Origin of the sequence: Desulfovibrio sp. UIB00, assembly GCF_022508225.1 — a bacterium.
Taxonomy (GTDB): Bacteria; Desulfobacterota; Desulfovibrionia; order Desulfovibrionales; family Desulfovibrionaceae; genus Desulfovibrio.
The window spans coordinates 1-26,011 of the sequence record NZ_JAETXJ010000008.1 but is presented as its reverse complement, the minus strand read 5'-3'; the positions used below and the strand labels follow the sequence as shown (position 1 = coordinate 26,011).

General features: G+C 59.1%; 18 protein-coding genes. 10 read left to right on the top strand and 8 right to left on the bottom strand.

The features are described from left to right. The first annotated feature begins 124 nt into the window (after nucleotides 1-124). Together pta and JMF94_RS12185 are read left to right on the top strand one after the other, a co-directional pair. The gene (pta, locus tag JMF94_RS12190; RefSeq protein WP_240825393.1) at nucleotides 125-2,233 is read left to right on the top strand and encodes a phosphate acetyltransferase; all 2,109 of its coding nucleotides are present in this window, start codon (nucleotides 125-127) and stop codon (nucleotides 2,231-2,233) included. A gap of 162 nt (nucleotides 2,234-2,395) precedes the next feature. Beyond that, a complete protein-coding gene (locus tag JMF94_RS12185; protein ID WP_192112697.1) occupies nucleotides 2,396-3,607 on the top strand; it encodes an acetate kinase in 1,212 nt (403 codons plus the stop codon). A 177-nt stretch (nucleotides 3,608-3,784) separates the two neighbouring features. On the opposite strand, the gene JMF94_RS12180 is transcribed toward JMF94_RS12185, so the two are convergent. From JMF94_RS12180 to JMF94_RS12160, 5 genes are all read right to left on the bottom strand, one after another. Then, entirely contained in the window at nucleotides 3,785-5,161 is a 1,377-nt protein-coding gene (locus tag JMF94_RS12180) for a hypothetical protein (protein ID WP_240825392.1), read from the bottom strand. A 410-nt stretch (nucleotides 5,162-5,571) separates the two neighbouring features. Beyond that, nucleotides 5,572-6,276 (bottom strand): hypothetical protein, encoded by a 705-nt coding sequence (locus JMF94_RS12175; RefSeq protein WP_240825391.1) that lies wholly within the window; start codon nucleotides 6,274-6,276, stop codon nucleotides 5,572-5,574. Between the two features lie 42 nt (nucleotides 6,277-6,318). Continuing rightward, nucleotides 6,319-8,013, bottom strand: a complete 1,695-nt coding sequence (locus JMF94_RS12170) for an NFACT RNA binding domain-containing protein (protein WP_240825390.1) — start codon at nucleotides 8,011-8,013, stop codon at nucleotides 6,319-6,321. 430 nt (nucleotides 8,014-8,443) lie between these two features. Further along, on the bottom strand, nucleotides 8,444-8,806 hold the full coding sequence (gene dksA, locus JMF94_RS12165) for an RNA polymerase-binding protein DksA (RefSeq protein WP_022659715.1): 363 nt from the start codon (nucleotides 8,804-8,806) through the stop codon (nucleotides 8,444-8,446). A 333-nt stretch (nucleotides 8,807-9,139) separates the two neighbouring features. Beyond that, a complete protein-coding gene (locus JMF94_RS12160) occupies nucleotides 9,140-10,291 on the bottom strand; it encodes a tRNA(5-methylaminomethyl-2-thiouridylate) methyltransferase (protein ID WP_240825389.1) in 1,152 nt (383 codons plus the stop codon). Nucleotides 10,292-10,502: 211 nt separating this feature from the next. On the opposite strand from JMF94_RS12160, the gene recA reads away from it, so the two are divergent. The 7 genes from recA to JMF94_RS12125 all read left to right on the top strand — a co-directional run bounded on the left by recA (nucleotide 10,503) and on the right by JMF94_RS12125 (nucleotide 20,894). Continuing rightward, entirely contained in the window at nucleotides 10,503-11,585 is a 1,083-nt protein-coding gene (gene recA, locus JMF94_RS12155; protein WP_240825388.1) for a recombinase RecA, read from the top strand. A 79-nt stretch (nucleotides 11,586-11,664) separates the two neighbouring features. Continuing rightward, nucleotides 11,665-14,340 carry an alanine--tRNA ligase gene (alaS, locus tag JMF94_RS12150; protein WP_240825387.1) on the top strand — a complete coding sequence of 892 codons (2,676 nt, stop codon included), beginning with the start codon at nucleotides 11,665-11,667 and terminating at the stop codon, nucleotides 14,338-14,340. A 10-nt stretch (nucleotides 14,341-14,350) separates the two neighbouring features. After that, nucleotides 14,351-15,535, top strand: a complete 1,185-nt coding sequence (gene ahbC / locus JMF94_RS12145; RefSeq protein ID WP_240825386.1) for a 12,18-didecarboxysiroheme deacetylase — start codon at nucleotides 14,351-14,353, stop codon at nucleotides 15,533-15,535. A 272-nt stretch (nucleotides 15,536-15,807) separates the two neighbouring features. Then, nucleotides 15,808-16,794, top strand: coding sequence for a porphobilinogen synthase (gene hemB, locus JMF94_RS12140; protein WP_240825384.1), 987 nt, complete (start codon nucleotides 15,808-15,810; stop codon nucleotides 16,792-16,794). Continuing rightward, on the top strand, nucleotides 16,794-17,999 hold the full coding sequence (ahbD, locus tag JMF94_RS12135) for a heme b synthase (RefSeq protein WP_240825382.1): 1,206 nt from the start codon (nucleotides 16,794-16,796) through the stop codon (nucleotides 17,997-17,999). The genes hemB and ahbD overlap by 1 nt, the downstream gene beginning before the upstream one ends. Before the next feature lie 17 nt (nucleotides 18,000-18,016). Next, on the top strand, nucleotides 18,017-18,517 hold the full coding sequence (locus tag JMF94_RS12130; RefSeq protein WP_346770023.1) for an AsnC family transcriptional regulator: 501 nt from the start codon (nucleotides 18,017-18,019) through the stop codon (nucleotides 18,515-18,517). Between the two features lie 223 nt (nucleotides 18,518-18,740). Next, entirely contained in the window at nucleotides 18,741-20,894 is a 2,154-nt protein-coding gene (locus JMF94_RS12125; protein ID WP_240825381.1) for a methyl-accepting chemotaxis protein, read from the top strand. A gap of 126 nt (nucleotides 20,895-21,020) precedes the next feature. Here the strand turns inward: JMF94_RS12125 and JMF94_RS12120 are convergent, their stop codons facing one another. After that, nucleotides 21,021-21,767 carry a class I SAM-dependent methyltransferase gene (locus tag JMF94_RS12120; protein ID WP_240825531.1) on the bottom strand — a complete coding sequence of 249 codons (747 nt, stop codon included), beginning with the start codon at nucleotides 21,765-21,767 and terminating at the stop codon, nucleotides 21,021-21,023. A 560-nt stretch (nucleotides 21,768-22,327) separates the two neighbouring features. On the opposite strand from JMF94_RS12120, the gene JMF94_RS12115 reads away from it, so the two are divergent. Continuing rightward, nucleotides 22,328-23,470, top strand: a complete 1,143-nt coding sequence (locus JMF94_RS12115; protein ID WP_240825380.1) for a D-alanyl-D-alanine carboxypeptidase family protein — start codon at nucleotides 22,328-22,330, stop codon at nucleotides 23,468-23,470. A 90-nt stretch (nucleotides 23,471-23,560) separates the two neighbouring features. Here the strand turns inward: JMF94_RS12115 and JMF94_RS12110 are convergent, their stop codons facing one another. Both JMF94_RS12110 and lepB read right to left on the bottom strand, forming a co-directional pair. Next, nucleotides 23,561-25,084 (bottom strand): YifB family Mg chelatase-like AAA ATPase, encoded by a 1,524-nt coding sequence (locus JMF94_RS12110; protein WP_240825379.1) that lies wholly within the window; start codon nucleotides 25,082-25,084, stop codon nucleotides 23,561-23,563. Nucleotides 25,085-25,213: 129 nt separating this feature from the next. Continuing rightward, nucleotides 25,214-25,834 (bottom strand): signal peptidase I, encoded by a 621-nt coding sequence (gene lepB / locus JMF94_RS12105; protein ID WP_240825378.1) that lies wholly within the window; start codon nucleotides 25,832-25,834, stop codon nucleotides 25,214-25,216. Nucleotides 25,835-26,011 lie beyond the last annotated feature (177 nt).

The following is a 26,011-nucleotide window of genomic DNA, read 5'->3' as shown; positions in this document are numbered from 1 at the left end:
TTGCTGCGGGCGCGGGCTACGTCACACGCTTGGGATCAAAGGTTAAAGGCCTGGGCGCGAGGAATGCCCTCGCGCCCTTTTCGCGTTAATACCGCCAGCCTGCCGGCACAGCAGGGGAGGCACTATGCACAACGGTCTATACATCACCGCCACCGGGCCCATGACGGGCAAGAGCGCCATTGCCCTTGGGGCCATGCAGCTGCTCACCCGCAGCATGCGCAAGGTGGCTTTTTTCCGTCCCATCATCAACGAACCTCTGTGGGACGACCGCGACCCCGACATCCATTTGATGCTTGAATACTTCAAGCTCAAGATGGACTACGCCGACACTTTCGCCTACACCCAGCGCGAAGCTCGCCAGATCATCAATCAGGGTTCGCGCAACCTGCTCATCGAAAACATCATCCAGAAGTACAAAAAGCTGCTGGAAACCTATGATTTCGTTGTGTGCGTGGGCACCGACTTTCTTGCCAAAGACCCGGTTTTCGAATTTGAACTCAATGCCGAAATCGCTGCCAACCTTGGCTGCCCGGTCCTCTTGGTCACCAGCGGCTACAATGTGAGCGCCGAAGATATTCGTGATTCGCTCCAGATCACCATGGACAGCCTTGAACCCTATGCGCTGGACGTGGTTGCCACCATTGTGAACCGCCGCAATCTCACGCAGACAGAACTGGACGAACTGCGCGCCCATTTCAGCACGCAGGAAAGCCCAGCCCTGATTTTCTCCGTTCCCAACGACCCCACCATCGGTCAGCCCACCATGGCTGACGTGAAAAAGGGCCTGGACGCGGAAGTGCTGTTTGGCGAAAAGCGCCTGGACGCGCTGGTGGGCGACTACCTTATCGCCGCCATGCATGTGGACAATGTGCTCAACTACATTGCCAAAGACCAGCTCATCGTCACCCCTGGCGACCGCGCCGACGTGCTCCTGGCAGCCATTGCCTCGCGCCTGTCGTCTTCTACTCCCGACATTGCGGGCGTGCTGCTGACCGGGGGCATCCGTCCCTCCGAAAACGTCTGCAAATTCATTGAAGGCTGGACAGGCTCGCCCCTGCCCATCCTGCTGACGCCGCACCACACCTACAAGGCCTTTATGGCCCTGCAAAGCATCATCGCCCCCATTGAACCGGGCGATCTGCGCAAGATCAACAGCGTGCTGGGCCTGTTTGAACAGTACGTCAACGGCAAGGAAATCGAAAACCGCATCGGCGGCGAGCGCAGCAGCCGCATCACGCCCATGATGTTTGAATTCGAGCTGATCCAGCGCGCCAAGGCCAACAAGATGCGCATCGTGCTGGCCGAAGGCACCGAGGAGCGCATCCTGCGCGCCACGGATATCCTTTTGCGCCGCGATGTGGCCGAAATCATCCTGCTGGGCGATGTGGAAGAAATCCGCTCCAAGGCTAGCGCCTTTGGTCTGGACATTGCCAGGGCCCGCCTCATCGACCCGGTGAAATCCGAGCTGTTTGACGACTACGCCAATACCTACTACGAACTGCGCAAAAAGAAGGGCATCACCCCTGAACAGGCGCGCGACACCATGACCGACGCCACCTACTTTGCCACCATGATGGTCAAGAAGGACGATGCCGACGGCATGGTTTCCGGTTCGGTCAACACCACTGCCCACACCATCCGCCCGGCCTTTGAATTTGTGAAGACCAAGCCCGGATTCACTGTGGTTTCCTCGGTCTTCCTCATGTGCCTCAAGGATCGCGTGCTGGCCTTTGGCGACTGCGCCGTGAACCCCAATCCCTCCGCGCAGCAACTGGCAGAAATCGCCATTGCCTCGGCCCACACGGCCAAGGTATTTGGCATTGAGCCGCGTGTTGCCATGCTTTCCTACTCCACCGGTACTTCCGGCAAGGGTGCGGACGTGGACGTTGTGGTGGAAGCCACCAAAATCGCGCAGGAAATGGCCCCCGAGCTCGCACTGGAAGGCCCCTTGCAGTACGACGCGGCCATCGACCCCTCGGTTGCCAAAACCAAGATGCCCGACAGCAAGGTTGCCGGTAAGGCCACGGTGTTCATCTTCCCCGACCTCAACACCGGCAACAATACCTACAAGGCCGTGCAGCGCGCTGCTGGCGCGGTGGCCATCGGCCCCGTGCTCCAGGGCCTGAACAAGCCTGTCAACGATCTCTCGCGCGGTTGCACCGTGCCCGACATCGTCAACACCGTGGCCATCACTGCGGTGCAGGCCGCTGCCGAAAAGGCCGCGCAGCAGTAGTCACAGAAAATCAGCCCCGGCTGACATGAGCTTTCGGCGGTTTGCCTGAGAGGGCAAGCCGCCGTGCAAAGCCTGCCGCCGCAAAAAAATTACTGACGCAAGGCATGCGCCACAGACTGCCGGCCCGCGATCAGAATAAACAAGTTCAAGAAAGGAAGAGTTATGAAAATTCTGGTGATTAACGCGGGTTCTTCGTCCTGCAAGTATCAGTTGCTGGAAATGGACACGCGCAGCGTGCTCTGCTCCGGTCTTGCCGAACGTATCGGCCAGGAAGGCGGACGCCTCACCCACAAAATCGCCCCCGATACGGACAAGGAAGAAAAGCTTGTTCGCGAGGCCTTCTTCCCCACCCATGTGGAAGCCATGGAACTGGTCATCGCTCTGCTGACCGACGCTGACAAGGGCGTTATCAAGGACAAGAGCGAAATCTACGCCATCGGCCACCGCGTGCTGCACGGCGGCGAAGCCGTGAGCGATCCTGTGCTGGTGAACGAGCGCGTGAAGCAGATTGTGGAAGAATGCGCCGTGCTTGGCCCCTTGCACAACCCCGCCAACCTCATGGGCATTGAAGTGGCTGAAAAGCTCTTCCCCGGCGTTCCCAACGTGGCCGTATTCGATACCGAATTCGGCATGGGCATGCCCAAGGAAGCCTTCATGTACGCTCTGCCCTATGAGCTGTACGAAGAACTGCGCATCCGCCGCTACGGCTTCCACGGCACCTCGCACAAGTACATTGCCAACGCCACTGCCGAGTTCCTTGGCAAGCCCCTTTCCGAGCTGCGCTCCATCACCATGCACCTCGGCAACGGCTCTTCCATGAGCTGCGTGAAAAACGGCAAGTGCTTTGACACCAGCATGGGCCTCACCCCGCTGGAAGGCCTTGTGATGGGCACCCGCTGCGGCACCATTGACCCGGCCATTGTGCCCTTTGTCATGGAAAAGAAGGGCCTCAGCCCCTCCGAAGCCGACACCCTGATGAACAAAAAGTCCGGCCTGCTTGGCCTTTGCGGCTACACCGACATGCGCGATGTGCATGCCCAGGTGGACAAAGGCAACGAACGCGCAGAGCTGGCCCTCAAGCTGCTCGTGCGCAGCATCAAAAAGACCCTTGGTTCCTACTTCTTCCTGCTTGAAGGTAACGTGGACGCCCTGGTGTTCACCGCCGGCATCGGCGAAAACGACGACATCGTCCGCGCCATGGTCTGCGAAGGCCTTGAAGCCTTCGGCATCAAGCTGAACAAGGAAGAAAACAGCACCCGCAAGCCCGGCGCGCGCATCATTACCACGCCGGACAGCAAGATCCCCGTGATCATCATCCCCACCAACGAAGAACTCCAGATCGCTCTTGCTACGGTGGAAGTGCTGAAAAAGTAAGCTCCCTTACTTTTTCATTATTGCATGTCAAAGGCCGCCTCCTTTCGGAGGCGGCCTTTTGTTTTGTCGTGTGTTGCGCGCAGGAGTGCGCACCGCGCGTGGCTTCACCGCAAGCTAACCCCTGACGTAATGTGTCAGGATGTAAAGCCTCACCGCAAAAATCCAATTCTCCAGCCTCTAACGTATGGACTTATACCCGTCATACGTTTTGAGCTTGCCCGTAAGCTTGGGAGCGTCATTGATCAGCACGGGTACAGTGGTGCCGCTTTCGAGCTTTTTCAACCAGCCCTCGGCCTTGCTGCTGAGCAGTTCAGGCTTGTCCTTGCCCAGTTGCTGCACTTCGGGCCGGGGCCACAAATATCCGCCGTTTTCATTACGTCCTTGCAGGAGGTAACGGGTATTGCCCTGCTGCACAGCCTTGGCCACGGTGAGCTTTTTCTGATTCTGGTACAGGGCCACGGCCGCAAGAATACCGGCATCGTCCTTGCGGGCGCGGTTGAGCGCAAGGCCCACGGCGGTGTCGGCGTATTCGCTCACAAAATTGAAATCACCCTGAGAGTCAAAGGCCACAAAAACGGGGCCACGCCCACGGTACAGGGGGGCAATGAGCTTTGAAATACTCAATGTTTTGCCCTTGCCCTGGGTCTGCGCGTGAAAATCATCATCATAGGCATTGATGTACTTGCCGTTCTGTTCCTTGTTGGTCATGGCAAGTACGCCGTCCACGCCTTCTATGCCAAAAACTTCGGGACTGACTGCGGCTGAGATGACATCAATAAACGAGGCAGAGCAAACCCAGGCGTCAAAGCCATTGACTTCAAGCGCGTGAAACAGCTCCTGAATCTCGGGCGATACCGTTATGCCCTGCTTGTATGATACCGCGACCTGCCCGGCCTTGCTGCCCTTGTAGGCTGCAGGGCTCTGCCACTTGCGCTTTTGCCAGAAGGCAGGGTCGGCGCTGGCCTTGCGGTACTGCACAAAGGCCTCGTGCGCCATGGCGTAGACCTGCTGGGGCGTCATGCCCGTAAACCAGTAGGTAATCCAGGGATAGGAAACAGAAACATCCATGGTGTCACCAATGGCGTCATAAAGCCAGCGCGCCTTGGTGGCAAACTCCTTCCAGTCGTCACTGGCCTGCATCTTCAGCATTTTTTCGCCGTAAACTCCGGCGGGGGAAACATAGCCCTGCGCATACAGCCGTTTGTATGCGGCAGCGGCATCTGCGGCAACCTTGGCGACCGTGAGGTTGTTAAATTCCTTGCCCAGATCCATGTTGATATCCGGCACGCCGGTGGTCAGCACTGCATACATTTGCTCAGGCTTGACGGCAAAGCGCATGTGCTCAAGCTGATAGATTGCAAGCTGCTCTTCCACATCCAGAATGGAAACCGTATTGTCAAAATCAAAAACAGCGTAAGGCCGGATGGAAGGATTATAGTTGGGGCTGCCCTTGCCATAGAGCACAAACATTTCATTGAGGCTCTGTCTGACGGTGGGATCCCACCCCTCGCGCTGCAACATGACAGTATCCGCCGCGCCGGCGGCGGAAGCCATGAACATCGCCGCAGTAACCAAAAAACAGCACACCCATAATCTGCATTTTTGCATATCGCACACTCCTGCAATCATTTTTGTTCCCAGCACTGCCATGTCAGGGGGATAGCCCCAAGCTGTAGCTCAACATTTGAATCTTCACAGCTTGAGTAAACTTGTAAGTGACAAGAATATTGCAGTTTACATGCCATCAATAAATCTTCAATACTCTGTATTAATTAATAAAACATACAAGGACATCATAAAATGGCATAGTATTGATACAATTCCGCAAACATGACTTGCGAGCAAGACAAAATTGTAATTTTATGTACTTGTGGAATTATATGCTTTTCATATAAAAAAGGCCGCCTTGTGGACGACCCATCATGACGGCGCAAATGCTTACCGACAAATTTAAGAACAGTACATTATGCAGGAGGCTGCGGCATGGCCTCAAGCATGGCTTGCTCAAACTGCTGAATATAGCTGTCCTGTTTCTTTTTCCGGTTGTAGTCGTTGGAGCTTTTCATGTACAGGCCGCCGCCTGCGGCTACCACCAGAGCGGCAATACCGCCGAACTTGGCGCTCATATACAGGGCCTCGGGCAGACGGCGCACAAGCTCATCCATGCTTTCCGTAAACAGGTGCATGAGAAAGCTGAAACAGACCAGCCCCACCAGAAAGACAATGACGCTGACCTTGCAGACCTTTTTCAGAGGGTAGGATTCCAGGTCATATTCGGTAACGCGGTTCACGCCGCAACGTTTCATCAAGGCTGCTGCGTCCACAAAATCATGCTTCCAGCCCGATGTTTGGTTGCTCACCGCATAGACTTCCAGAGCCGTGCCATCGCCGCCCTCTGCGACGCAGGCCGGGCCAAGGCAACCGAGCTTCAGGCAGTCGCCGAGCGCAACAGGACAGGAATCCGGAAGGGGCAACTGCACCTCGCAGCCATTTTCAAGCCGAACCACAGCGCACTGCCAATGCTTCCGGCCACGGGGCATACGCAGAGTTGCGCCTCCGCCCAAAGCTATGTCCTGATCCGGGGCAGATGCCTGCCAGGAGGCAACTGCCAGCACATGGGCATCAATGGCGCGTGCCCGAAAAACTTTGCCTTCAACTGTAAAATCCATGAAAACCTCTCTCCCTAATGCGCCCGTGGGGCTTGCTTCCCTTTACCGGGGCAGCAGTGTTTCCTCAAGGGCAAGATCTACGGGAACCTCGCGCGAGGGCAGCGACTTGTCGATGCGCACCGTGCCCGCAGGGGCGTTGCGCATGGGTTTGACGTGACGCACCTCTGCATACTGTATGCGTGCCCGGGCGGCGTCGCGCTGCCAGCTTTTGCAGGCGGCCAGCGCCCCGGCCTCGTCAAGGGTGCGCGGCGGCACTTCCTGCCCGCCGTGGGCGCGGCGGATAATCACGTGCGAACCGGGGCCGTTTTCCGCATGCAGCCAGATATCGTGCGGGGCAGCAAGCTTGCGCGCGGCCAGATTGCCCTTGGAATCGCGCCCGCGCAGCAGCACAAACCCATCTGAACTTATGAACATCTGCACATTCTTGGGCAGGGTGGCGGCCATGCCGGCACCAGCCGCGCGCCCGGCGGAAGCCGCCTCATCGGCAGCGCCCGCAGTGGCGCCCAACAGGCTGCCAGGCCAGCTGCCGGGTCGGGCCTGACGCAAGGAGGCCATCTCGTCTTCCAGCGCCGCACGCCGCACAGCCAGATGCTCCATGCCACGTTGCCCGCGCCGGGCCGAATGGAAAAGGCGGGCCATCTGCTCGCGCACAGAGTAGCGCAGATCCAGCGGTATTTCCCGCGCCGGACCGTGCGGGCCTTCTTCCACCGTGACGGCAACCGCACGAAAATCCGCAGGCCAACGCCACAATTCGGCCTGAAGCGCCAGAGCGTCTGCCTGACAAGCCATCATCCTGCCAAGGCGGTTTTCTTCCTCGCGCAGTTTTTCCAGCAGCTTTGCGAGCTTGCGCGCCCGCCTGTCCAGAGGCTGGGCCGCCTCCCGCGCCTGATCCAGAGCCAGACGGGCAAGCACCATGTCCTGCCCTGCCAGTTCGGTCAGATTCAGGACATCCGGCCCGCAAAATTCAGCAATGGATGATGCCTCCGCATTCTTGCCCTGCAAGGCCCTTTGCTGTTCCAGGGGCAGAGGCCAAGCGCTTATGGCGAGCACTGGACGCAGCATGGCCGTTGCAGATGCATTGTCGGAGGCAGGCGCGCAGGGGCCGTAGCAGAACACATCACCGCCGCCAGCCCGCAGGTCTTCCAGCAAGGCCCACTGTTCCGGTTCTTCGAGGCAAGCAAGGGTGCGGCGCAGGGCGGGGGTAAGCACAGGCCACTGCCGCCAGTTGCTCAGGGCATCTGCCAGTTGCGCAGGCTCCGGCCAGACGGCCTGCTCGTCTTCCGGCGATTCATTCTCAGCCAGAAAGCGGAGCGAAGGCCCTTCGCGCAGATCAAGCAGCAGCCAGGTCAGACGCGGAGATTGCTCCGTGCCTGCCTCACCCTGCCCCTGTTGGGACAATGGCGGCAGTTGGAGAGCCTCTGCGCCGCCGCCAAGCAGCAGCCACAAGCAGCGCTCGCTCCAACGGGCCACGCAGGCAACAATACGCCGACCAGCGGCATACTTGCGCAGTCGCATGATGGGGGCTGAAGGCGCACGGCCAACGCTGATGCGCTGTGAGGTAATAAAGCAGAACGGTTCCTTGCGCCCAAAACGCAGACAAAGCTGCCGTTTGCGCCCACCGCTGTAAACCATGAGAGCCAGCAGGCCATCAGCAGGTTCCTGAATTTTTTCCACCCTTGCGCCAATGAGCAAGGGGGTCAGGTCTTCACAAAAACGGCGGAAAAGATGGGCATCCATAGAAAAAACCGGCTTAGGGGCAAGGTGAATGGCTGGGGAGTAAACAGGGGCAAGGCGGCAAAGCGCGGCAGGGGCTCGGCAGGGAAGACCTTGCCCTGTTGAAGACAAGGCCGCACAACGTCCCCAGCGCATGCGCAGATGCAGCGGCAAACGCAGTTCCAGGCGCAACCGATGGCAGACCGCAGGCTGGCATAATTGCGCAGACGGTTTGAGTAACAGCCTCGCCAGCTCTTTCCATTGGCATGGTACGACCGTTGCGAACAGGCCGGAAGTCTTGCAGACCCAGTTCGCCAGCCCCCCGCTGCAAAGCAGAACCACCGGGAGCCTGCCCGAAGCATGCATGCCGTCAGGCGCAAGCGGGAGTGCGCGAGCGCAGCGCCCGCCTGGCCGAAAGCAACAAAAACAGTGCCTTTAAGGCAAAGAAATGACGTTAATCGCCGCGAAGGTGTTCGTCTTCTTCCTGTTTAGCTTTGCAGTTGATGCACAAACGCGTCACAGGCCGGGCCTTGAGACGGGGAACGCTGATGTCGTCGCCGCAGTCTTCGCAAATCCCGTAGGTGCCATCGTCAATGCGGGTAAGGGCTGCCTGGATCTTGCGGATCAGGCGGCGCTCACGGTCACGGATGCGCAGGGTAAAGGCCCTGTCGGATTCTGCAGTGGCGCGGTCAGCCGGGTCGGCAAACACTTCGTTGCTATCCGTCAGTTCTTCCAGGGTGCTGTCACCCTTCTGCTTCGCTTCTTCAAGCATGTCGGAAAGAAGCTTGCGAAAGTATTCCAAATCCTTGTGATCCATTTAAATCCTCCGGCGGACGCCGCTGGGGGGCGCATGAACGGTCTACTCATAGGCCTTGCAGGAACATGCATGGCGCAAGCAATTCGCACCGCATATCCTACGTTGGCCAGCCATGCGGCGGCATGGCCCGCTCAGAGCACCTCTCAATGAAAATGCTCTTTTGATGCAATGGACTCATATAGCTACATGCGCAATCTTTGTAAAGCTGTGCCCTCAAGATTACGCAAAGCATGCACTTTGGCGACTGGCACAAACAGAAACCCCGGTGAAACCGGGGCCTAAGGTGTCATAAAAGCACAACAATAAGAAGTTATGGTGAACGTTGCGTGGCAATCAGGCACCAGTTGGATCGTCTTCCCGTCCGGCTTCAAGTCGCTCGGCCTCGTAGCGGGCTTCGCGTGCTGCAGCCTTGGCGGCATCCTGTGCGGCCTGCCGTTCGCGCGCTTCAGCGCGGATAACGCCCTTTATCTCGTCCCAGGCGGGTTCGTTCCACAGATCCTCGCAACGCTGCGTGGGAACGGATATGTCTGTGAATTCCTCGCCACGGCGGGCGCGCACAAACACATCCCCCCCAGTGGCCACGGCCTTGGGCGCGTAGGAGGCTGTCATCTGACAGGCGGTGCGCAGCACGTCCTCGGGCCACAAGGCCCCATTGCGGGCCAGTGCCAGTGGCCCCGGCATATCGCGCATGCGCAGGATCAGGTCGTCCGGCCCTGCGGCGGCGGCCAGCAGGTCGTTGTCCGCGCTGTTGCGGCCAACGCACAGCCAGTAGTGGTTCTGTCCCTCGCTGTGCCAGAACTGACGCCCAAGATTGGCAAGGGTAAAATCATTGGCGCTTGGCTCCGGCAAGCGCGTAAGCACCAGCCAGTAGCGGCGGGCGTTCTCGCGCTCGGTCAGACGGCAGCCGCCCCCCGGAGTGGGGATTTCCTTGATGCCGTATTCCTTGGCAAGGTTCAGCTGCTCGGTGCGGCCCCTGCCCCAGATACCCAGCAGGCGCGAGCGGTCCACAAGCCCGCTTTCTTCCACAGGGGTCGGCGGCAGATGCTTGGCGCACAGGGGGCGCAGCAGGATGTCAGCCACGGCGGCGTCGCGCATGATGACGTTCAGCGTGTCGCGCCGCTGCGACATGGGCCGCTGGCCCAGCACCTCGCCCGAAGCCAGAGCCTTGGCGCCCACGCTTTCCATATATTTGCGGGCCTCGCGCAGCAGCAGTATCTTGCAGTCAACGCAGGGGTTGAGCACCTTGCCAAAGCCGTGTTCCGGCCTTTGGCGCAGCATGGCGGCAAACTGGGGGCCGACATCCTGAGTAACAATATCAAGATCGTAAGTCTTGCGCCAACGTGCCGCCACAGCTTCGCCGCCAAAGAAGGGCGAATAAAAATGCAGGCAACGCACGGCGAGACCCTGACGTTCAAGCAGTTTTGCTGTGAGCAGGCTGTCGAGCCCGCCGGAAAATAGTACGATGATTTGGGGAGAATCGCTCATGCCCGCGCTTGTACGACAGCAATCGCCCGTGCGCAAGAGGAGCATACTGACCTTGCGCGGCTTTTGCCTGCTTGCAATTATCATTATCAGGAATTATACTCAATTATTAACGACACAAGCGCAGGCCCTCCGCCAATCTGGCATTTGCCTTGCCCGCCTTGGTCTGCTACACTGACGCGCTTGAAGATATTTTTACCCGGAGCAATGAGCTATGGCGAAGAAACCGGCCATGAGTCAGGAAAACGCGCGCGCCGAAGCCTTGGGCACCGCACTTGCCACCATTGAGCGCAAGTACGGCAAGGGCGCTGTGATGAAGCTTTCCGACGATGCCCACGTCAATATCCCCGTGATCCCCACAGGTTCCATCGGCCTTGATCTGGCCCTTGGCGTGGGGGGCATTCCGCGCGGGCGCATCAGCGAAATTTTTGGCCCGGAATCTTCGGGCAAAACCACGCTGACCCTGCACATCATCGCAGAATGCCAAAAAATGGGCGGCACCTGCGCCTTTGTGGACGCAGAACATGCCCTTGACGTTTCTTACGCCAAGCGACTCGGCGTCAACACTGACGAACTGCTCATCTCGCAGCCCGACTACGGCGAACAGGCGCTGGACATTGCCGACATGCTCGTGCGTTCCGGCGCGGTTGACCTTGTGGTGGTCGACTCCGTGGCCGCGCTTATTCCGCAGGCCGAACTGGAAGGCGACATGGGCGAATCGCAGGTAGGCGGTCACGCCCGCCTCATGTCGCATGCCATGCGCCGCCTCACTGGCACCATCCACAAATCGCGCACGTCCGTCATCTTCATCAACCAGATCCGCATGAAGATCGGCGTCACCGGCTACGGCAGCCCCGAAACCACCACTGGCGGCAACGCGCTCAAGTTCTATTCTTCCGTGCGGCTGGACATCCGCCGCATCCAGACCCTCAAGGACAAGGAAGAATCCTTCGGCTCGCGCACAAGGGTCAAGGTGGTCAAAAACAAGGTTGCCCCGCCCTTCCGCAGCGCCATTTTTGATATTCTGTACGGTCAGGGCATTTCGCGCTCCGGCGAACTGCTTGACCTCGGCATTGAAGCCAAGATCATCGACCAGAGCGGCTCGTGGTTTGCATTTGGCAGCGAGAAGCTCGGCCAGGGGCGCGAAAAAGTACGCGCGCTGCTGGACGAAAACCTTGATCTGCGCAACCAGATTGAAGCCAAGGTTGTGGAATTTCTGGGTTTGAACCCCAAGGAATTCACGCCCACCGCAGAAGACCTGGACGAAGGGGAAGCCCCCGCGCCCACTTACGAATAAAGGCCATTTTTTACCTGCGACCGCGCGCCTTGGTGGTGCGCGGTCGTTGTTCGCGCAGACCCCATTACGGAGCCAGTAAATGCTCACCGCCAAAGAAATCCGCAGCCGCTACCTCGAATTTTTCAAACGCCACCAGCATGAAATTGTCGAATCCGGCCCCATCATTCCGCCCAACGACCCCACCCTGCTGTTCACCAATGCTGGCATGGTGCAATTCAAAAAGCTGTTTCTTGGCGAGGAAAAGCGTGCATACAGCCGCGCCACCACCTGCCAGAAATGTCTGCGCGTTTCGGGCAAGCACAACGACCTTGAAAACGTGGGCCGCACAGCGCGCCACCACACGTTTTTTGAAATGCTGGGCAACTTTTCTTTCGGCGACTATTTCAAGCGCGAAGCCATCACCTGGGCCTGGGAATTTGTAACCAAGGAGCTTGAACTGCCCAAGGAAAAGCTCTGGGTCACAGTGTTCCGCGAAGATGACGAAGCTGCGGCCATTTGGGCCGAAGTTGCCGGGCTGCCCGCCGACCGCATCGTGCGCATGGGCGAAAAAGACAACTTCTGGACCATGGGCGATACCGGCCCCTGCGGCCCCTGTTCCGAAATTTATGTGGATCAGGGCGAAGACATGTCTTGCGGGCCGGACTGCGGCATCGGCAAGTGCGACTGCGACCGGTTCCTTGAAATCTGGAACCTCGTGTTCACCCAGTTTGACCAGTCTGCCGACGGCACCCGCGTGGCTCTTGCCAATCCCAACATTGATACGGGCATGGGGCTTGAACGCATGGCCGCCGTTGCGCAGGGCAAGCGCTCCAACTTTGACTGCGACCTGTTTCAGGAAATCATCCAGTACGCCGCATCGCTTGCCAATGTGAGCTACAGCTTCAGCGCGCCCGACACCAACGATGTGGATACGGCCCTGCGCGTCATTGCCGACCACAGCCGCTCGGCGGCCTTCCTTGTGGCTGGCGGCGTGCTGCCCTCCAACGAGGGCCGGGGCTATGTGCTGCGTCGTTTGATTCGCCGCGCCCTGCGCTTTGCCACGCTCATTGGCGTGAACGAACCCTTCATGTACAAGGTGGCCCGCAAGGTTACGGAAGTGATGGGCGACGCCTATCCCGAACTGACCGAACATGCCGACTTTATCGCCCGCGCCGTGCACGAGGAAGAACAGCGTTTCTCCCTCACCCTGCAAAAGGGTCTGGAGCTTCTGGATGAAGAACTGGCGACCCTCAAAGCCGCCGGGCAGATGCAGATTCCTGGTGAGTTCTGCTTCAAGCTGTACGACACCTATGGCTTCCCGCTCGATATCGTGACTGACGTTGCCGAAAAGCGCGGCTTCACCGCTGACGCCAAGGGCTTTGAAAAGCACATGGGCGAACAGCGCAAGCGCGCCCGAGAACATCAGAAAAAAGGCGGCCTACTGGGCCAGGCTGACGGCGCAAACGTGTTCAAGCCCCTGCTGGACGCTGGCGTAACCAGTACCTTTGTGGGTTATGAACGCCTGACCGAAACCAGCCCCCTGACCCTGCTGCTCAATGCCGCTGGTGAAGAAGTGGCCGACCTCGGCGAAGGCGACACCGGCTACGCCATTACCGCTGCCACGCCTTTTTACGGCGAGGGCGGCGGCCAGGCTGGCGACATGGGCACGCTGGCAAGCACCTCCGGCGAGGCGCGGGTGCTGACCACCCACAAGCCTGCCCCCACCCTGCTGGTGCATGAAATTGAAGTGACCAAGGGTGAGCTGCACAAGGGCGGCGAGGCCACCCTCAAGGTGGACGCCGACCAGCGCAAATCCACTGCCCGCAACCACACCTGCACCCACCTGCTCCACGCCGCCCTGCGCCGCGCGCTGGGCACCCATGTGAAGCAGGCCGGTTCTCTGGTTGACCCGCACCGCCTGCGTTTTGACTTTTCACACATTGCGGCCCTCACGCCCGAAGAACTGGCGGCGGTGGAGCGCGACGTGAACCGCGCCATCATGGCCGACCTGCCTGTGGCCGCCAGGGAAATGCCCGTGGCCGAAGCCATGGCAACCGGAGCAATGGCCCTGTTTGGCGAAAAATATGGCGATATTGTGCGCGTGCTCACAGTTTCCGGCGCGGAAAAAGGCGAACCTGAATCTGTGGAACTGTGCGGCGGCACACACCTTGAACGCACCGGCGAGGCCGGGGCCTTCATGATCGTTTCTGAAAGCGGCGTGGCCGCCGGCACGCGGCGCATAGAGGCCGTAACCGGCTGGAATGCCTATGCCCAGGCTGTTGAACAGCGCGCGGAACTTGCCGCGCTTTCGGGCATACTCAAGGCGCGCCCCGGCCAGTTGGCCGAGCGCGTGACCGCCCTGCAAGGCGATGTGAAAAAGCTGCGCAAGGCCTCGGAAAAGGCCGCTGCCGCTCCTGCCACCGGGGCCGATCTGGCCGCCCGCGCGCAGGACGTCAACGGAGTGCGCATGCTGGCCGCCAAACTTGACAATGTTCCTGTGAAAGCCCTGCGCGAAGTCATGGACGATGTGCGCTCGCGCCTTGCCGACAATGCCGTTGTCTGCCTGGCAACAGCCGAAGACGGCAAGGTGGGGCTTTTGCTTTACGTTTCCAAAGACCTGCACGGAAAATTCACTGCTCCCGCGCTTATCAAGGACGTAGCCGCTCCCTGCGGCGGCTCCGGCGGCGGCAGACCCGACCTGGCCCAGGCGGGCGGCACAAAGGCCGATGGCATTGACGAGGCCTTTGCCGTGCTGAAACAACGCATCGAACAATAAGGACAAGGCCATGATAGGCATTTCCAAGCTGTATTGCGGACAGGTCGAGCCTTCCGACGCCCTGCGTTACGGACGCGAATCGGGCAAGCTGCCCTCGCACCTGCTGCAGTTCTCCAAAGATAAGAAGCCCGTTGTGGTCTGGAACATGACCCAGCGTTGCAACCTCAAATGTGTGCATTGCTACGCCCACGCCATTGAAGTTGACGGCTCGGACGATATCAATACCGAGCAGGCCAAGACCATGATCAATGATCTGGCGGCCTACGGCGCGCCGGTCATGTTGTTCTCCGGCGGCGAACCGCTGGTGCGCAAGGATCTGGTGGAGCTTGCCAGCCATGCCACCTCCAAGGGCATGCGCGCGGTTATTTCCACCAACGGCACGCTTATCACCAAGGAAAAGGCCCGCGAACTCAAGGAAGTGGGGCTTTCCTACGTTGGTATTTCGCTGGACGGCATGGAAGCCGTGCACGATAAGTTTCGCGGCGTGCCCGGTGCTTTCAAAAAAGCGCTCGAAGGCATTGCCAACTGTCAGGCCGAAGGCCTCAAGGTGGGCCTGCGCTTTACCATCAACAAGCGCAACGTGTCTGAAATTCCCGGTATCTTCCGCCTGCTCAAGGATCTGGAAGTGCCCCGCGCCTGCTTCTACCACCTGGTGTACTCTGGCCGTGGTTCCGAACTGATCAAGGAAGATCTGGATCACGCCGAAACCCGCCACGTGCTTGATCTTATCATGGACGAAACCCGCGCCCTTTTCGACGCTGGCAAGCCCAAGGAAATCCTCACTGTCGATAACCACGCCGACGGCCCCTACGTGTGGATGCGCATGAAGCGCGAAGATCCCAAGCGTGCCGAAGAAGTTTTTGAGCTTTTGCAGTACAACGAGGGCAACAGCTCTGGTCGCGGTATCGGCTGTATTTCGTGGGACGGCAAGGTTCACGCCGACCAGTTCTGGCGCGACCACACTTTTGGCAACGTGCTGGAACGCCCCTTCTCGCAGATTTGGGACGACCCGCAGATCGAACTGCTGCACAAGCTCAAGGACAAGAAAGCCCACGTCAAGGGCCGTTGCGCCAAGTGCCAGTTCCTGAACATTTGCGGCGGCAACTTCCGCGCCCGCGCCGAAGCCTATTACGGCGACGAATGGGCTCAGGATCCTGCCTGCTATCTGACGGATGAGGAAATCGGCATCAAGTAGCGCTCCGGCGCAGCCCTTTTTCCGCTGAATGTGCAAGCATGGCGGCGCGCCTCGGTCGTAGCCCGCTACGTTCCGCCCAGGCGCGCCGCTTGTTTTTTATACGAACACAAGGGCATACTGATACTGCACAAAGCACCCGGCAGCCGCTGTGCAAACAACAGTCGCGCCAGCCGCGTATTTGCCATGCAGAATAACGACTGCATCACCGGCAGCATTGCCGCACAGGCTGGCCAAGCACCGACCTGCAACTCGCAGAATAAAGGACAACAGCCATGACCACATTCCATAGAGGCCGCCGCCTTCGCGCCACTCCGGAACTGCGCTCCCTAGTACGCGAAACCCCGCCCCTTCTGGTTGAAGACTGCATCATGCCCTACTTCGTTGTGGAAACTGACGACAAGGGCTTTCGCAAAGAAATAGGCTCCATGCCCGGTCAGTTCCAACTCAGCCTTGCCGAACTGGAAAAACAGGTGGAAAAGGCCGTGGATACAGGCCTGAAATCCGTCATTCTTTTCGGCATTCCCGAACTCAAGGACGAATACGCCTCCGGCGCTTACGCCGAGGACGGCATCGTGCAGGAGGCCGTGCGTCTGCTCAAGCACCGCTGGCCCAAGCTTTACGTCATCACTGACGTCTGCCTGTGCGAATACATGAGTCACGGGCATTGCGGCGTACTCATGCCCTCTGGCGAAGTGAACAACGACGCCACCCTGCCCCTGCTTGCCAAAACAGCGGTGAGCCATGCGGCGGCAGGCGCGGACATGGTCGCCCCCTCCGACATGATGGATGGTCGGGTAGCCGCCATCCGCGAGGCGCTGGACGAAGGCGACCTTACGGCAACGCCTATCATGTCTTATGCCGTCAAATACGCCTCGGCCTACTACGGCCCCTTCCGCGAAGCGGCGGAAAGCGCTCCGGCCTGCGGCGACCGTAAATCCTATCAGATGGACCCGGCCAACGCCCGAGAAGCCCTGCTTGAGGCCTTTGCCGACCTAGAAGAAGGCGCGGACGCCCTGATTGTGAAGCCCGCCGGGCCCTACAGCGACATCATTCGCACCGTGCGCGACAATACCAGCGTACCCCTGTGCGCCTATCAGGTGAGCGGCGAATACTCCATGATCCGCGCGGCTGGCCTCAACGGCTGGATTGACGAACGCGCCGTCATGCTGGAATCCCTCACGGGCCTGAAACGCGCCGGGGCGGACATGATCATCACCTACTTTACAGAAACCATCCTGCGCGAAGGACTGGCACGATAATGAGCAATCATCCTCACACCATGGGACACCCGGGCGGGCATCCCGCTGGTCATCCGGGCGGACACCCCGCAGGCGCTGCGGGCCACCCTTCCGCCGGGCATCCCGACGACATATCAGCCCCCCTGCGCACCCTTGAAGACGGCAGCCCCGCCTGTCGCCTCATCGCCTGGGAAGTGACCCGCTCCTGCAACCTGGCCTGCAAGCACTGCCGCGCCGAGGCCCACACGGAACCGTACCCCGGCGAGCTTTCTACAGAGGAAGCCAAGGCGCTCATCGATACCTTTCCGCAGGTGGGCAAACCCATCATCATCTTTACAGGCGGCGACCCCATGATGCGGGCCGACGTGTACGAGCTGGTGGCCTATGCCCACAGCAAGGGGCTGCCCTGCGCCTTTTCGCCCAACGGCACCCTCATTACCCCCGAGAACGCGCAAAAAATCAAGGATGCCGGGGTCAACCGCTGCTCCATTTCCATTGACGGGCCGGACGCCGCCAGCCACGATAGCTTCCGGGGCGTACCCGGCGCGTTTGAAGCTTCGCTGCGCGGCATCGAATACCTCAAATCCGTGGGCGTGCCCTTTCAGATCAACACCACGGTCACGCGCAACAATCTGAGCAGCTTCAAAAAGATTTTTGAGCTGTGCGAGCGCATCGGCGCTGCCGCATGGCACATCTTTTTGCTGGTGCCCATGGGCCGCGCCTCCGGACTGGCCGATCAGGTCATCACCGCGCAGGAATACGAAGACGTGCTGCACTGGCTGTATGATTTCCGCAAAAGCACCAGCATGCACCTCAAGGCCACCTGCGCGCCGCACTACTACCGCATCATGCGCCAGCGCGCCAAGGAAGAAGGCATCAGCGTTACGCCCGAAACCTTCGGAATGGACGCCCTCACACGCGGCTGCCTTGGCGGCACGGGCTTCTGCTTTATCAGCCACGTGGGGCAGGTACAGCCCTGCGGCTACCTCGAACTGAACTGCGGCAACGTGCGCGAAACGCCCTTCCCGCAGATTTGGCGCGAGAGCAAATACTTTTTGCAGTTCCGCGACCAGTCCTGCTACACGGGCAAGTGCGGCGTGTGCGAATACCACAAGGTCTGCGGCGGCTGCCGCGCCCGCGCCCACAGCATGGACGGCGACCACATGGGTGAAGAACCCCTGTGCACCTACATTCCGGCCAAACTGCGCCGCAAGGAAAACCCCTGAGCCACATGAGGAACGCCATGACGCAGCCCACGGCCCACGCGGCCACCTCCGCCACCACAGAAACGCTGATGGACAGCGTTGACCGCCAGCTGCTGGATATCATCCAGACAGGCTTTCCCCTCACCCCGCGCCCCTATGCAGATTTGGGTCAGATGCTTGGCATCGGTGAGGAAGAAGCGCTCGAACGTGTGCGCGGCCTCAAGGCCCGCAAGATCATCCGCCGTCTGGGGGCCAACTTCCAGTCGGCCAAGCTGGGCTTTGTATCCACCCTGTGCGCCGCCAAGGTACCAGACGAAAAGATGGACGACTTTGTGGCCCGGGTAAACGCCTGCCCCGGCGTGACGCATAACTATCTGCGCGAGCATGTCTACAATATCTGGTTCACGCTTATCAGCCCCTCGCGTGAAGAAAGCCAGGCCACGCTTGATGCCCTCACCGAGGCCACCGGCATTGCCATTCTTAACCTGCCTGCCACCAAACTGTATAAAATCCGTGTGGATTTTCGCATGGATAATTGAAACAGTTCGTGATCCACGCCTGATTGTCGGGCGCATCTGTCCACTACGGATTCTTTCAGCCTAACACAGCTCCACCCAGGGTTCGCTACATGAGCGCACCCTGGGTGGAAATCTCTTGTGCCCCCTGTCATTAAAATTGAATGTTGATTTCAATTTAACATCTAAACTATTATCCTGCCCGCTCCGATAAGTTTTCAAGACAAGAACCAGCATAGGGGGAAGAATGAATATTTCTGTTAAATTCAAGGCACTGCTGCTTGTCAGCACAATGATGCTGGTATCGCTTGGCGGGTATATTCTGCTGCTGCTCAATATGACGACCATGGAGCAGGAATATAACGAGCAGACCAAAACAGCGGTTGAACAGAGCATCCGCACCGAGGCAGAAAAAATTAACACATATATGGCGCTGGTGCAGGAAGGCGCAGCCGCCATTGCCATCGCCGGACAAAATCTGCGTCATGTCCAGCAGGGGCACGAAGCGGATCTCAGCGATGACGTTGCAGCCATGCTCAAGGCGAACCTCACCCGCTACCCCGAGGCTTCGGGATGCGGCCTCTGGTTTGAGCCGGGGGCATTCCGGGCAGGTCAGCGCTATTACGGCCCCTATGCCTACTGGGACAAAGGCAAGATTGAAATGACCATGGAATACAGCACGCCTGAGTACGATTACCCCAGGCAGCCATGGTATACCCAGGCCATTCCCGAGCAATGGGACAGAAGCAAAAAACGTCAGGACAGCGTCTACTGGTCTGCCCCGTATCTGGACGAAACCTCTCACAAGCTCATGATAACCGTGGCTGGCATCATGCATGACCGCCAAGAGCGTATTGTCGGCGTGTCCACTCTCGACGTGAGCCTGGAAAACCTCCGCAAGACTGTGGATGGTATAAAAATCACTCCCAATTCCCGCGCTTTTGCCGTTGATTGCAGAAGCGGACTCATCGCCGCATTCCCCGCTGACAACGCCCTGCTCTTGCAGCCGGTGACAAAGCTGCCCTTCAACGGGGCAAAAAACGAGCTTACCACTACCGCGCCCGGCAGCCTTGCACAGTACGCCATTATGGTTAACGGCCAGCCCACCACGGTTTTTTACAGCGTATCGCCCACGGGCATGGGGCTTGGCATAGCTATCCCTGATGCCGAACTTTTTGCAGAGGCCCGGCAACTGGCTGAGAACAACAGCTGTACAGCTATTGGTGCTGTGGGCATACTTCTTGTGTTGGCCTGCGTAGTTATCCTCGTGCTGAACAGAACCATCATCAGCCCTATTCTTTCCCTGGCCTCATTCTCCCGCTCTGTTGCGGCTGGCAATCTTGAAACACCCATTTCATCCGCCTACCAGAGCGAATTTTCCGTTTTGCGCAACGCAATGGTATCCATGTTGGAATCACTGAAAGAAAAAATGCGCGAGGCTGATAACCGCACCGCCGAGGCCCGCGTAAGCGCAGAAAATGCCGAGCAGGCCCAGCATGCAGCAGAAGAAGCCACCCGCAAGGCCGAAAGCGCCAGAACAGAAGGCATGCGTGATGCCGCCCAGCGCCTGAGCCAGGTTGTGGCGGCCCTCACCGCAGCCCTTGGCAGTTTGGCTGCCCGTGTGGATGAGACATCGGAAGGTGTGGAAACGCAAACACACAGGATTACGGAAACAGCTTCTGCCGTGGAAGAACTCAGCGCATCCGTGCTCGAAATAGCCAAGAACGCGGAAACCACCGCAAATCTGTCAGAAGACTCCCGCCATGCCGCCGAGCAGGGCTCGCAGCAGTTTGCAACAGTGCTGCAGGACGTAAGCGCCATTCACAAGGATTTCCAGACTGCCTGCGACTCGGTGGACGACCTGAGCAACAAGGCCGATGCCATCGGGGCCATTGCCCAGACTATTGAAGATATTGCCGACCAGACAAACCTGCTGGCCCTCAATGCGGCCATTGAGGCAGCCCGGGCGGGCGAGGCAGGACGCGGCTTTGCCGTAGTGGCCGATGAAGTACGCAAATTGGCGGAAAAAACCATGACCGCCACGCGCGAGGTGGGGCACTCCATTGATTCCATCCAACAGGCCGTGCGCGGAACCCTCGGCAGCATGGGCAGCACCAAGGAAGTGCTTGAAAAATCCATGCAGGAGGTCAACAAGGCAGAAAGCCTGCTTGGAAGTATTGTCAGCCTCGCCATGGAATCTTCTGATCAGGTGCGCGCCATCGCCACGGCTTCCGAGCAGCAGTCTGCCGCCACAGGCGAGATCAATGCCTCCGTATCTGCCGTGAGCAGCATTGCAGAGGGCACCGCAACTGCAATGCAGGAGGCCGCCAAGGCAGTTGAGGCCCTTAAGCGCCAGTCTTCTGCCCTGACCGAACTTATAGCAGAGCTGGAAAAAGCCTAGGCCCAAACAAAACTCAATCACGCATAACCGCCATGCCCCGTTCTTTCATGGATTCGAGGCATGGCGGTTTTTGCGCTTTTTCGGGAGCGATATCTTTGGGGATGCCTTTCGCGAAGGCAGCCTTGCCTACCGCGCCATGAGCGCAAACACTCCCCAGCCAAGATACTCGCGCGTATACATGGTGTAACGCATTGGCTCACTGGTCAACTGGCTGCGAATTTCTTGGGCAAAGTCGTCATCCGGATTGGCCTCAAGCCAGCGTCGCATGGTCAGCCACTTGGCCGCTTCGTACCTGTCCCAGCCATCCTGATTTGCCAGAACCATTTCCACAACATCATAGCCAAGGTTGCCAAAGGATTCGATGAGCTTCGGCAAGGTGAGGAAGTCGGCAATGGCGGTTGCGCCGCAGCCTCTGGCAACGTCTTCCGTGGGCGGCATGCACAGCCAGTACGGTTCGCCGATGAGGATTGTCCCGCCGGGTCGAAGGCTTTGCGTCAAAAGCTCAATGGTGCCCGCGAGGCCGCCGCCTATCCATGTGGCCCCAACGCAAGCGGCTAGATCAACCTTTTCAGCCGCAACGTAACCTGCCGCGTCGGCATGGACAAATTCTACCATGCCTGCAACGCCCAGCTCTTGCGCGCGGAGCCGTGCCTGCCCGCAAAACAGCGGGCTCATGTCTACGCCAATGCCTGTGATGCCGTAATCCCGCGCCCATGTGCAGAGCATTTCGCCGGAGCCGCTGCCAAGGTCGATCATGCGGGTTCCGGGTTTGAGCCGCAATGCAGCGCCGAGGGTAGCAAGCTTTTCTGACGTATACGGATTATGGATGCGGTGTTCGCTTTCCGTGATGGTGAAAATGCGGGGAATGTCCAACACTGTAGCCTCCTTGTCATATTTCATGTCATTAGGATATTACGTGCGATACGCCATTCAATAGACAATTTGCATATTACAAAAAATCAAAGATACTTCATTCCATTTTTTACTGCCACGACAGGTGCATATTCATCCATTGCACGCTCTCCATACACAGGCATATTATGCAATATCTATCATAAAATCATTCCACTTCTCATTTCAGAAATGAATAATCGCAAACCTGCAATTGTTCATCGATTAGTCAAAAATCACCAGACTAAATAATGAATCGCTTGCCCCTCGATATGGCCGGCAATGGAGTGGACGTAAGAGGCACCCTAACGGACCAACGCTACATCGCGCAAAAATCGCGCAAAGTAGCAAAGCACTGCCCGCTTGCCATAACTGCCCATCTTTAGTACACAAGCATTGCGTTGTTCCATTTAGCAAATCTCTAAACTTTTTCTCATGGCTTTCCTCAACACACACGCCCGCGACCCCACGGCCCAGCCGTTGCAGCCGCGTAGCGCAGCGCACTTGAGGCTTGACGTCCAGCCAACGCATAAGGACTGTGCATGACCAGCACCCGTCGTTTTTGCCTGCCGCTCCGCACGCTCTTTGCTATCGCCGCCCTGCTTTGTGCAGCTCTTCTGTCACACCCCGGCGCTGCTGTTTCGGCCCCGGCCGTTCCGCCGCAAAGTTCCCTTGGCGTATGCTCCGCCATTTTATACGACCTTGACCGCGACGCCATACTGTTTGAGCAAAATGCTGACCAGCGCATTCCTCCGGCCTCGCTGACCAAGATCATGTCCATGTTTCTTGCCATGGATCAGATTAATTCCGGCCTGACCCGCAGCGACAATACCACTACGATCAGCCGCAATGCGGCCCGCACCGGCGGCTCGCGCATGGGCCTCAACGAGAATGAGCAAGTTACGATCGAGCAGCTCCTCACGGGCATGGCTGTTTCTTCCGGCAACGATGCCAGCACGGCCATGGCCGAGTATGTGGGCGGCTCCGTGCCCGCGTTCATTAACATGATGAATGCCAAGGCTCGCGATCTGGGCATGCGCGACAGTTACTTTGTTAATCCGCATGGCCTCCCGGCCAAGGGGCAGTACACCACCGCTCGCGATATGCTGACCCTTGCCCGCGCCTATCTGCATGCCTACCCCGATGCGCTGCGCTTCCATAACACCCATGTTCTGAACTACCGGGGCCGTGTCACCTGGAACAAAAACCCCCTTCTTGGGCAGTACCCTGGCGCGGACGGCCTTAAAACCGGCTGGATCAACGCCTCGGGCTACAATCTGGTCTTCACGGCGCTGAAGGGCGACAAACGCCTGCTGGCCGTCATCATGGGCGCGCCCGATTCGCAGATTCGCAGCATTGAGGCCTTCCGCCTGCTGGATGCCGGTTTTGAGGTATGCAACAACGAGGCCCCCACAGTGCTGGCCGCTCTGGACACTCTGCCGCGCGAAAAGTATCACCCCGACATCCGCAAGAATGCCCGAGAGGCATACCATCAGTTTGCCGGAAACGACCGGGGCGAGGGTACCCAGACCGTGCACCGCGCCAAGGCCACCAACCACAGCAAGCAGGCCAAGGCGACCAAGACGGCCAAGAACAAAAAGAAGAACGTGGAAAAAGTCGCCCGCCAGCGCAGCAATGACAATGACGGGCAGGCCGCCCGCCGCGTTGCCAACAACGCCAGCTAAAGTGTCAGCAAAAATTTATTGCAAAAGCGCCCGTGAGTATAAAAGCCCACGGGCGCTTTTGCATGCAGCAATATCCCAGAGATTCGTATTCTAGCCCCTGTCCAGCACACGGAGCGACACGGCTTCGGCCAGATGCCGCGTGGCGATGCTGGCGGCATCATCCAGATCGGCAATGGTGCGGGCCATGCGCAGCACTCTGGCGCATGCCCGCGCGGAAAGGGAAAGACGGTTGACCGCAGCCTCCATCAAGGCATGCCCTTCGGCATCCAGCGCGCAATGCTGATCAAGCAACGCGCCGGAAAGTTCCGCATTGCAGCGCGGCCCGTTGGTGCCGTAGCGCGCCCTCTGGGTTGCCCGGGCCTTGAGCACCCGTTCGCGCATCTGGGCTGATGAAGCACCGCTGCCGGAACCGCGAAAATCTGCATAGGCCACGGCCGGGACTTCCACATGCACGTCAATACGGTCCAGCATTGGGCCGGAAAGGCGCGACTGATAGCGCACCCGTTGTTCCTCGCGGCAAGTGCATTGGTGCGTGGGGTCGCCGTAATAGCCGCAGGGGCAGGGATTCATGGCTGCCACCAGCATGCAGGCCGCAGGAAAGCTCACACTGTGCGCGGCGCGCGCAATGGCCGCCACGCCACCTTCCAGAGGCTGGCGCAAGGCTTCAAGGGCTGTCTTGCGAAATTCGGGCAGTTCGTCCAGAAACAACACCCCTCGGTGGGCAAGACTCACCTCGCCGGGGCGCGGATAGCCCCCGCCGCCCACCAGGGCCACGTCGGATATGGTATGGTGCGGCGCGCGAAAGGGGCGCACACGCATGAGCCCCGCCTCGGGCGGCAGCTTGCCTGAAACGCTGTAAATCTTGGTGACTTCCAGGGATTCTTCAAAGTCCAGCGGCGGCAGAATGGTGGGCAGGCGCTGGGCCAACATGGTTTTACCGCTGCCGGGCGGGCCGATGAGCAACACGTTATGGCCGCCAGCCGCAGCCACTTCCAGCGCGCGCTTGGCGGCCTCCTGCCCTTTGACCTCGGCATAATCCTGCCTGTAGGCCGGCGCCTCAAGCATATCGGCCACGGGTTCGCACAGCGGCTCCAGCGGTTCAGCGCCAGCCAGAAAGGATGCGCAGCGGCCAAGGCCCTCGGGCGCAAACACCTTGAGCCCACGCACCACCGCAGCTTCCGCGCCGTTGCCTGGGGGCACCACCAAGCCTGCGGCCCCCTGCTGGCGCGCCAGAAGAGCCAGAGGCAACACGCCGCTCACTGGCCGCAGCGCGCCATTGAGCGAAAGTTCGCCCGCAAGATACATGCCCTGTAATGGTTCCGCAGGGATAATGCCCGCAGCGGCCAGCAGCCCAACGGCCAGCGGCAGGTCATAACTAGCGCCGCTCTTGCGCCGCCATGCAGGGGCAAGGTTTACTGTAATCCGCGCCGGGGGCAGCTTGAAGCCGCAGGCCCGCAAGGCTGCAAAGACCCTGTCCTTGGCCTCGCGCACCGCTGTTTCCGCCAGCCCCACCATGGTGAAGCCGGGCAGGCCCTGCCGCACGAAGTCCACTTCCAGTTCCACGGGGTAGGCATCCACACCCTCAACCCCGCCGCTGTTCAAACGGACAACCATGCGTTCTCCTTGACCCTGCAAATGATAAGCGGCGCGGATGGTTGCATCTATCCGCGCCGCAAAAGTCTTGCCGTCAGGCGCACCGGGCAACCCCTGCCCGCACCCGCAAGCAGAATGTACCGCCAGATGCTATTGCACGGCCTTGCCGATGCGGTCCCAGCGGATATCGCCCAAACCGCCCCAAGACCAATAGATGCGCCAGGCTTTGGCACGTATGGCGCTGCGGTCCACAAGGCCCCAGAAGCGCGAATCCATAGAGTTGTCGCGGTTGTCGCCCATAACAAAATACTTGCCTTCAGGCACGGTAATCGGACCGAAATTGTCGCGCACCGGCTGGATGCGGTCAGGCTCGGTAAAACGGATGTAGGATTCCTTTACCGGCTCGCCGTTGCGGAACAGCTGCTTGTTGCGCACCTCAATGGTGTCGCCGGGCGTCCCGATGATGCGCTTGATGTAGTCCACGCTGGGATCATTGGGGTATTCAAAAATGATGATGTCGCCCTTGACCGGATCGCTCCCCTTGTAAATATAGGAGTGGGTAAAGGGAATCTTGATGCCGTAGGAAAACTTGCTTGCCAGCAGGTGATCGCCCACAAGCAGGGTTTTGACCATGGATTCCGAAGGAATCTTGAATGCCTGCACCACAAAGGTGCGGATGACCAGAGCCAAAATAAGCGCGACGAACAGAGCTTCGCCGTATTCCCGCCACAGGGGTTTGGGGGGGCGCTGTGATTGCAGAAGCATTGCCATGTGCGAATATTCCTCATGTGCCCTTAGGGCTGGTGAGCGTTACATTTTCGGTCGCAAAGTATGCCCTGATGCGAAAGTAAAGGCAAGGAGCAGTGCTTCTTCTCCCTGCGGTTCAGCAATCAGCACCGCCCCTTCAAGGGGCGGTTTGATTAGGCCCTATAAGGGCCTGTTACTCGA

Excerpts from the sequence above, each read along its gene's own strand:
- pta (WP_240825393.1), top strand. The coding sequence starts at position 125 with ATGCACAACGGTCTATACATCACCGCCACCGGGCCCATGACGGGCAAG.
- JMF94_RS12185 (WP_192112697.1), top strand. The coding sequence starts at position 2,396 with ATGAAAATTCTGGTGATTAACGCGGGTTCTTCGTCCTGCAAGTATCAG.
- JMF94_RS12180 (WP_240825392.1), bottom strand. The coding sequence starts at position 5,161 with ATGGCTTCCGCCGCCGGCGCGGCGGATACTGTCATGTTGCAGCGCGAG.
- JMF94_RS12175 (WP_240825391.1), bottom strand. The coding sequence starts at position 6,276 with ATGGATTTTACAGTTGAAGGCAAAGTTTTTCGGGCACGCGCCATTGAT.
- JMF94_RS12170 (WP_240825390.1), bottom strand. The coding sequence starts at position 8,013 with ATGGATGCCCATCTTTTCCGCCGTTTTTGTGAAGACCTGACCCCCTTG.
- dksA (WP_022659715.1), bottom strand. The coding sequence starts at position 8,806 with ATGGATCACAAGGATTTGGAATACTTTCGCAAGCTTCTTTCCGACATG.
- JMF94_RS12160 (WP_240825389.1), bottom strand. The coding sequence starts at position 10,291 with ATGAGCGATTCTCCCCAAATCATCGTACTATTTTCCGGCGGGCTCGAC.
- recA (WP_240825388.1), top strand. The coding sequence starts at position 10,503 with ATGGCGAAGAAACCGGCCATGAGTCAGGAAAACGCGCGCGCCGAAGCC.
- alaS (WP_240825387.1), top strand. The coding sequence starts at position 11,665 with ATGCTCACCGCCAAAGAAATCCGCAGCCGCTACCTCGAATTTTTCAAA.
- ahbC (WP_240825386.1), top strand. The coding sequence starts at position 14,351 with ATGATAGGCATTTCCAAGCTGTATTGCGGACAGGTCGAGCCTTCCGAC.
- hemB (WP_240825384.1), top strand. The coding sequence starts at position 15,808 with ATGACCACATTCCATAGAGGCCGCCGCCTTCGCGCCACTCCGGAACTG.
- ahbD (WP_240825382.1), top strand. The coding sequence starts at position 16,794 with ATGAGCAATCATCCTCACACCATGGGACACCCGGGCGGGCATCCCGCT.
- JMF94_RS12130 (WP_346770023.1), top strand. The coding sequence starts at position 18,017 with ATGACGCAGCCCACGGCCCACGCGGCCACCTCCGCCACCACAGAAACG.
- JMF94_RS12125 (WP_240825381.1), top strand. The coding sequence starts at position 18,741 with ATGAATATTTCTGTTAAATTCAAGGCACTGCTGCTTGTCAGCACAATG.
- JMF94_RS12115 (WP_240825380.1), top strand. The coding sequence starts at position 22,328 with ATGACCAGCACCCGTCGTTTTTGCCTGCCGCTCCGCACGCTCTTTGCT.
- JMF94_RS12110 (WP_240825379.1), bottom strand. The coding sequence starts at position 25,084 with ATGGTTGTCCGTTTGAACAGCGGCGGGGTTGAGGGTGTGGATGCCTAC.
- lepB (WP_240825378.1), bottom strand. The coding sequence starts at position 25,834 with ATGGCAATGCTTCTGCAATCACAGCGCCCCCCCAAACCCCTGTGGCGG.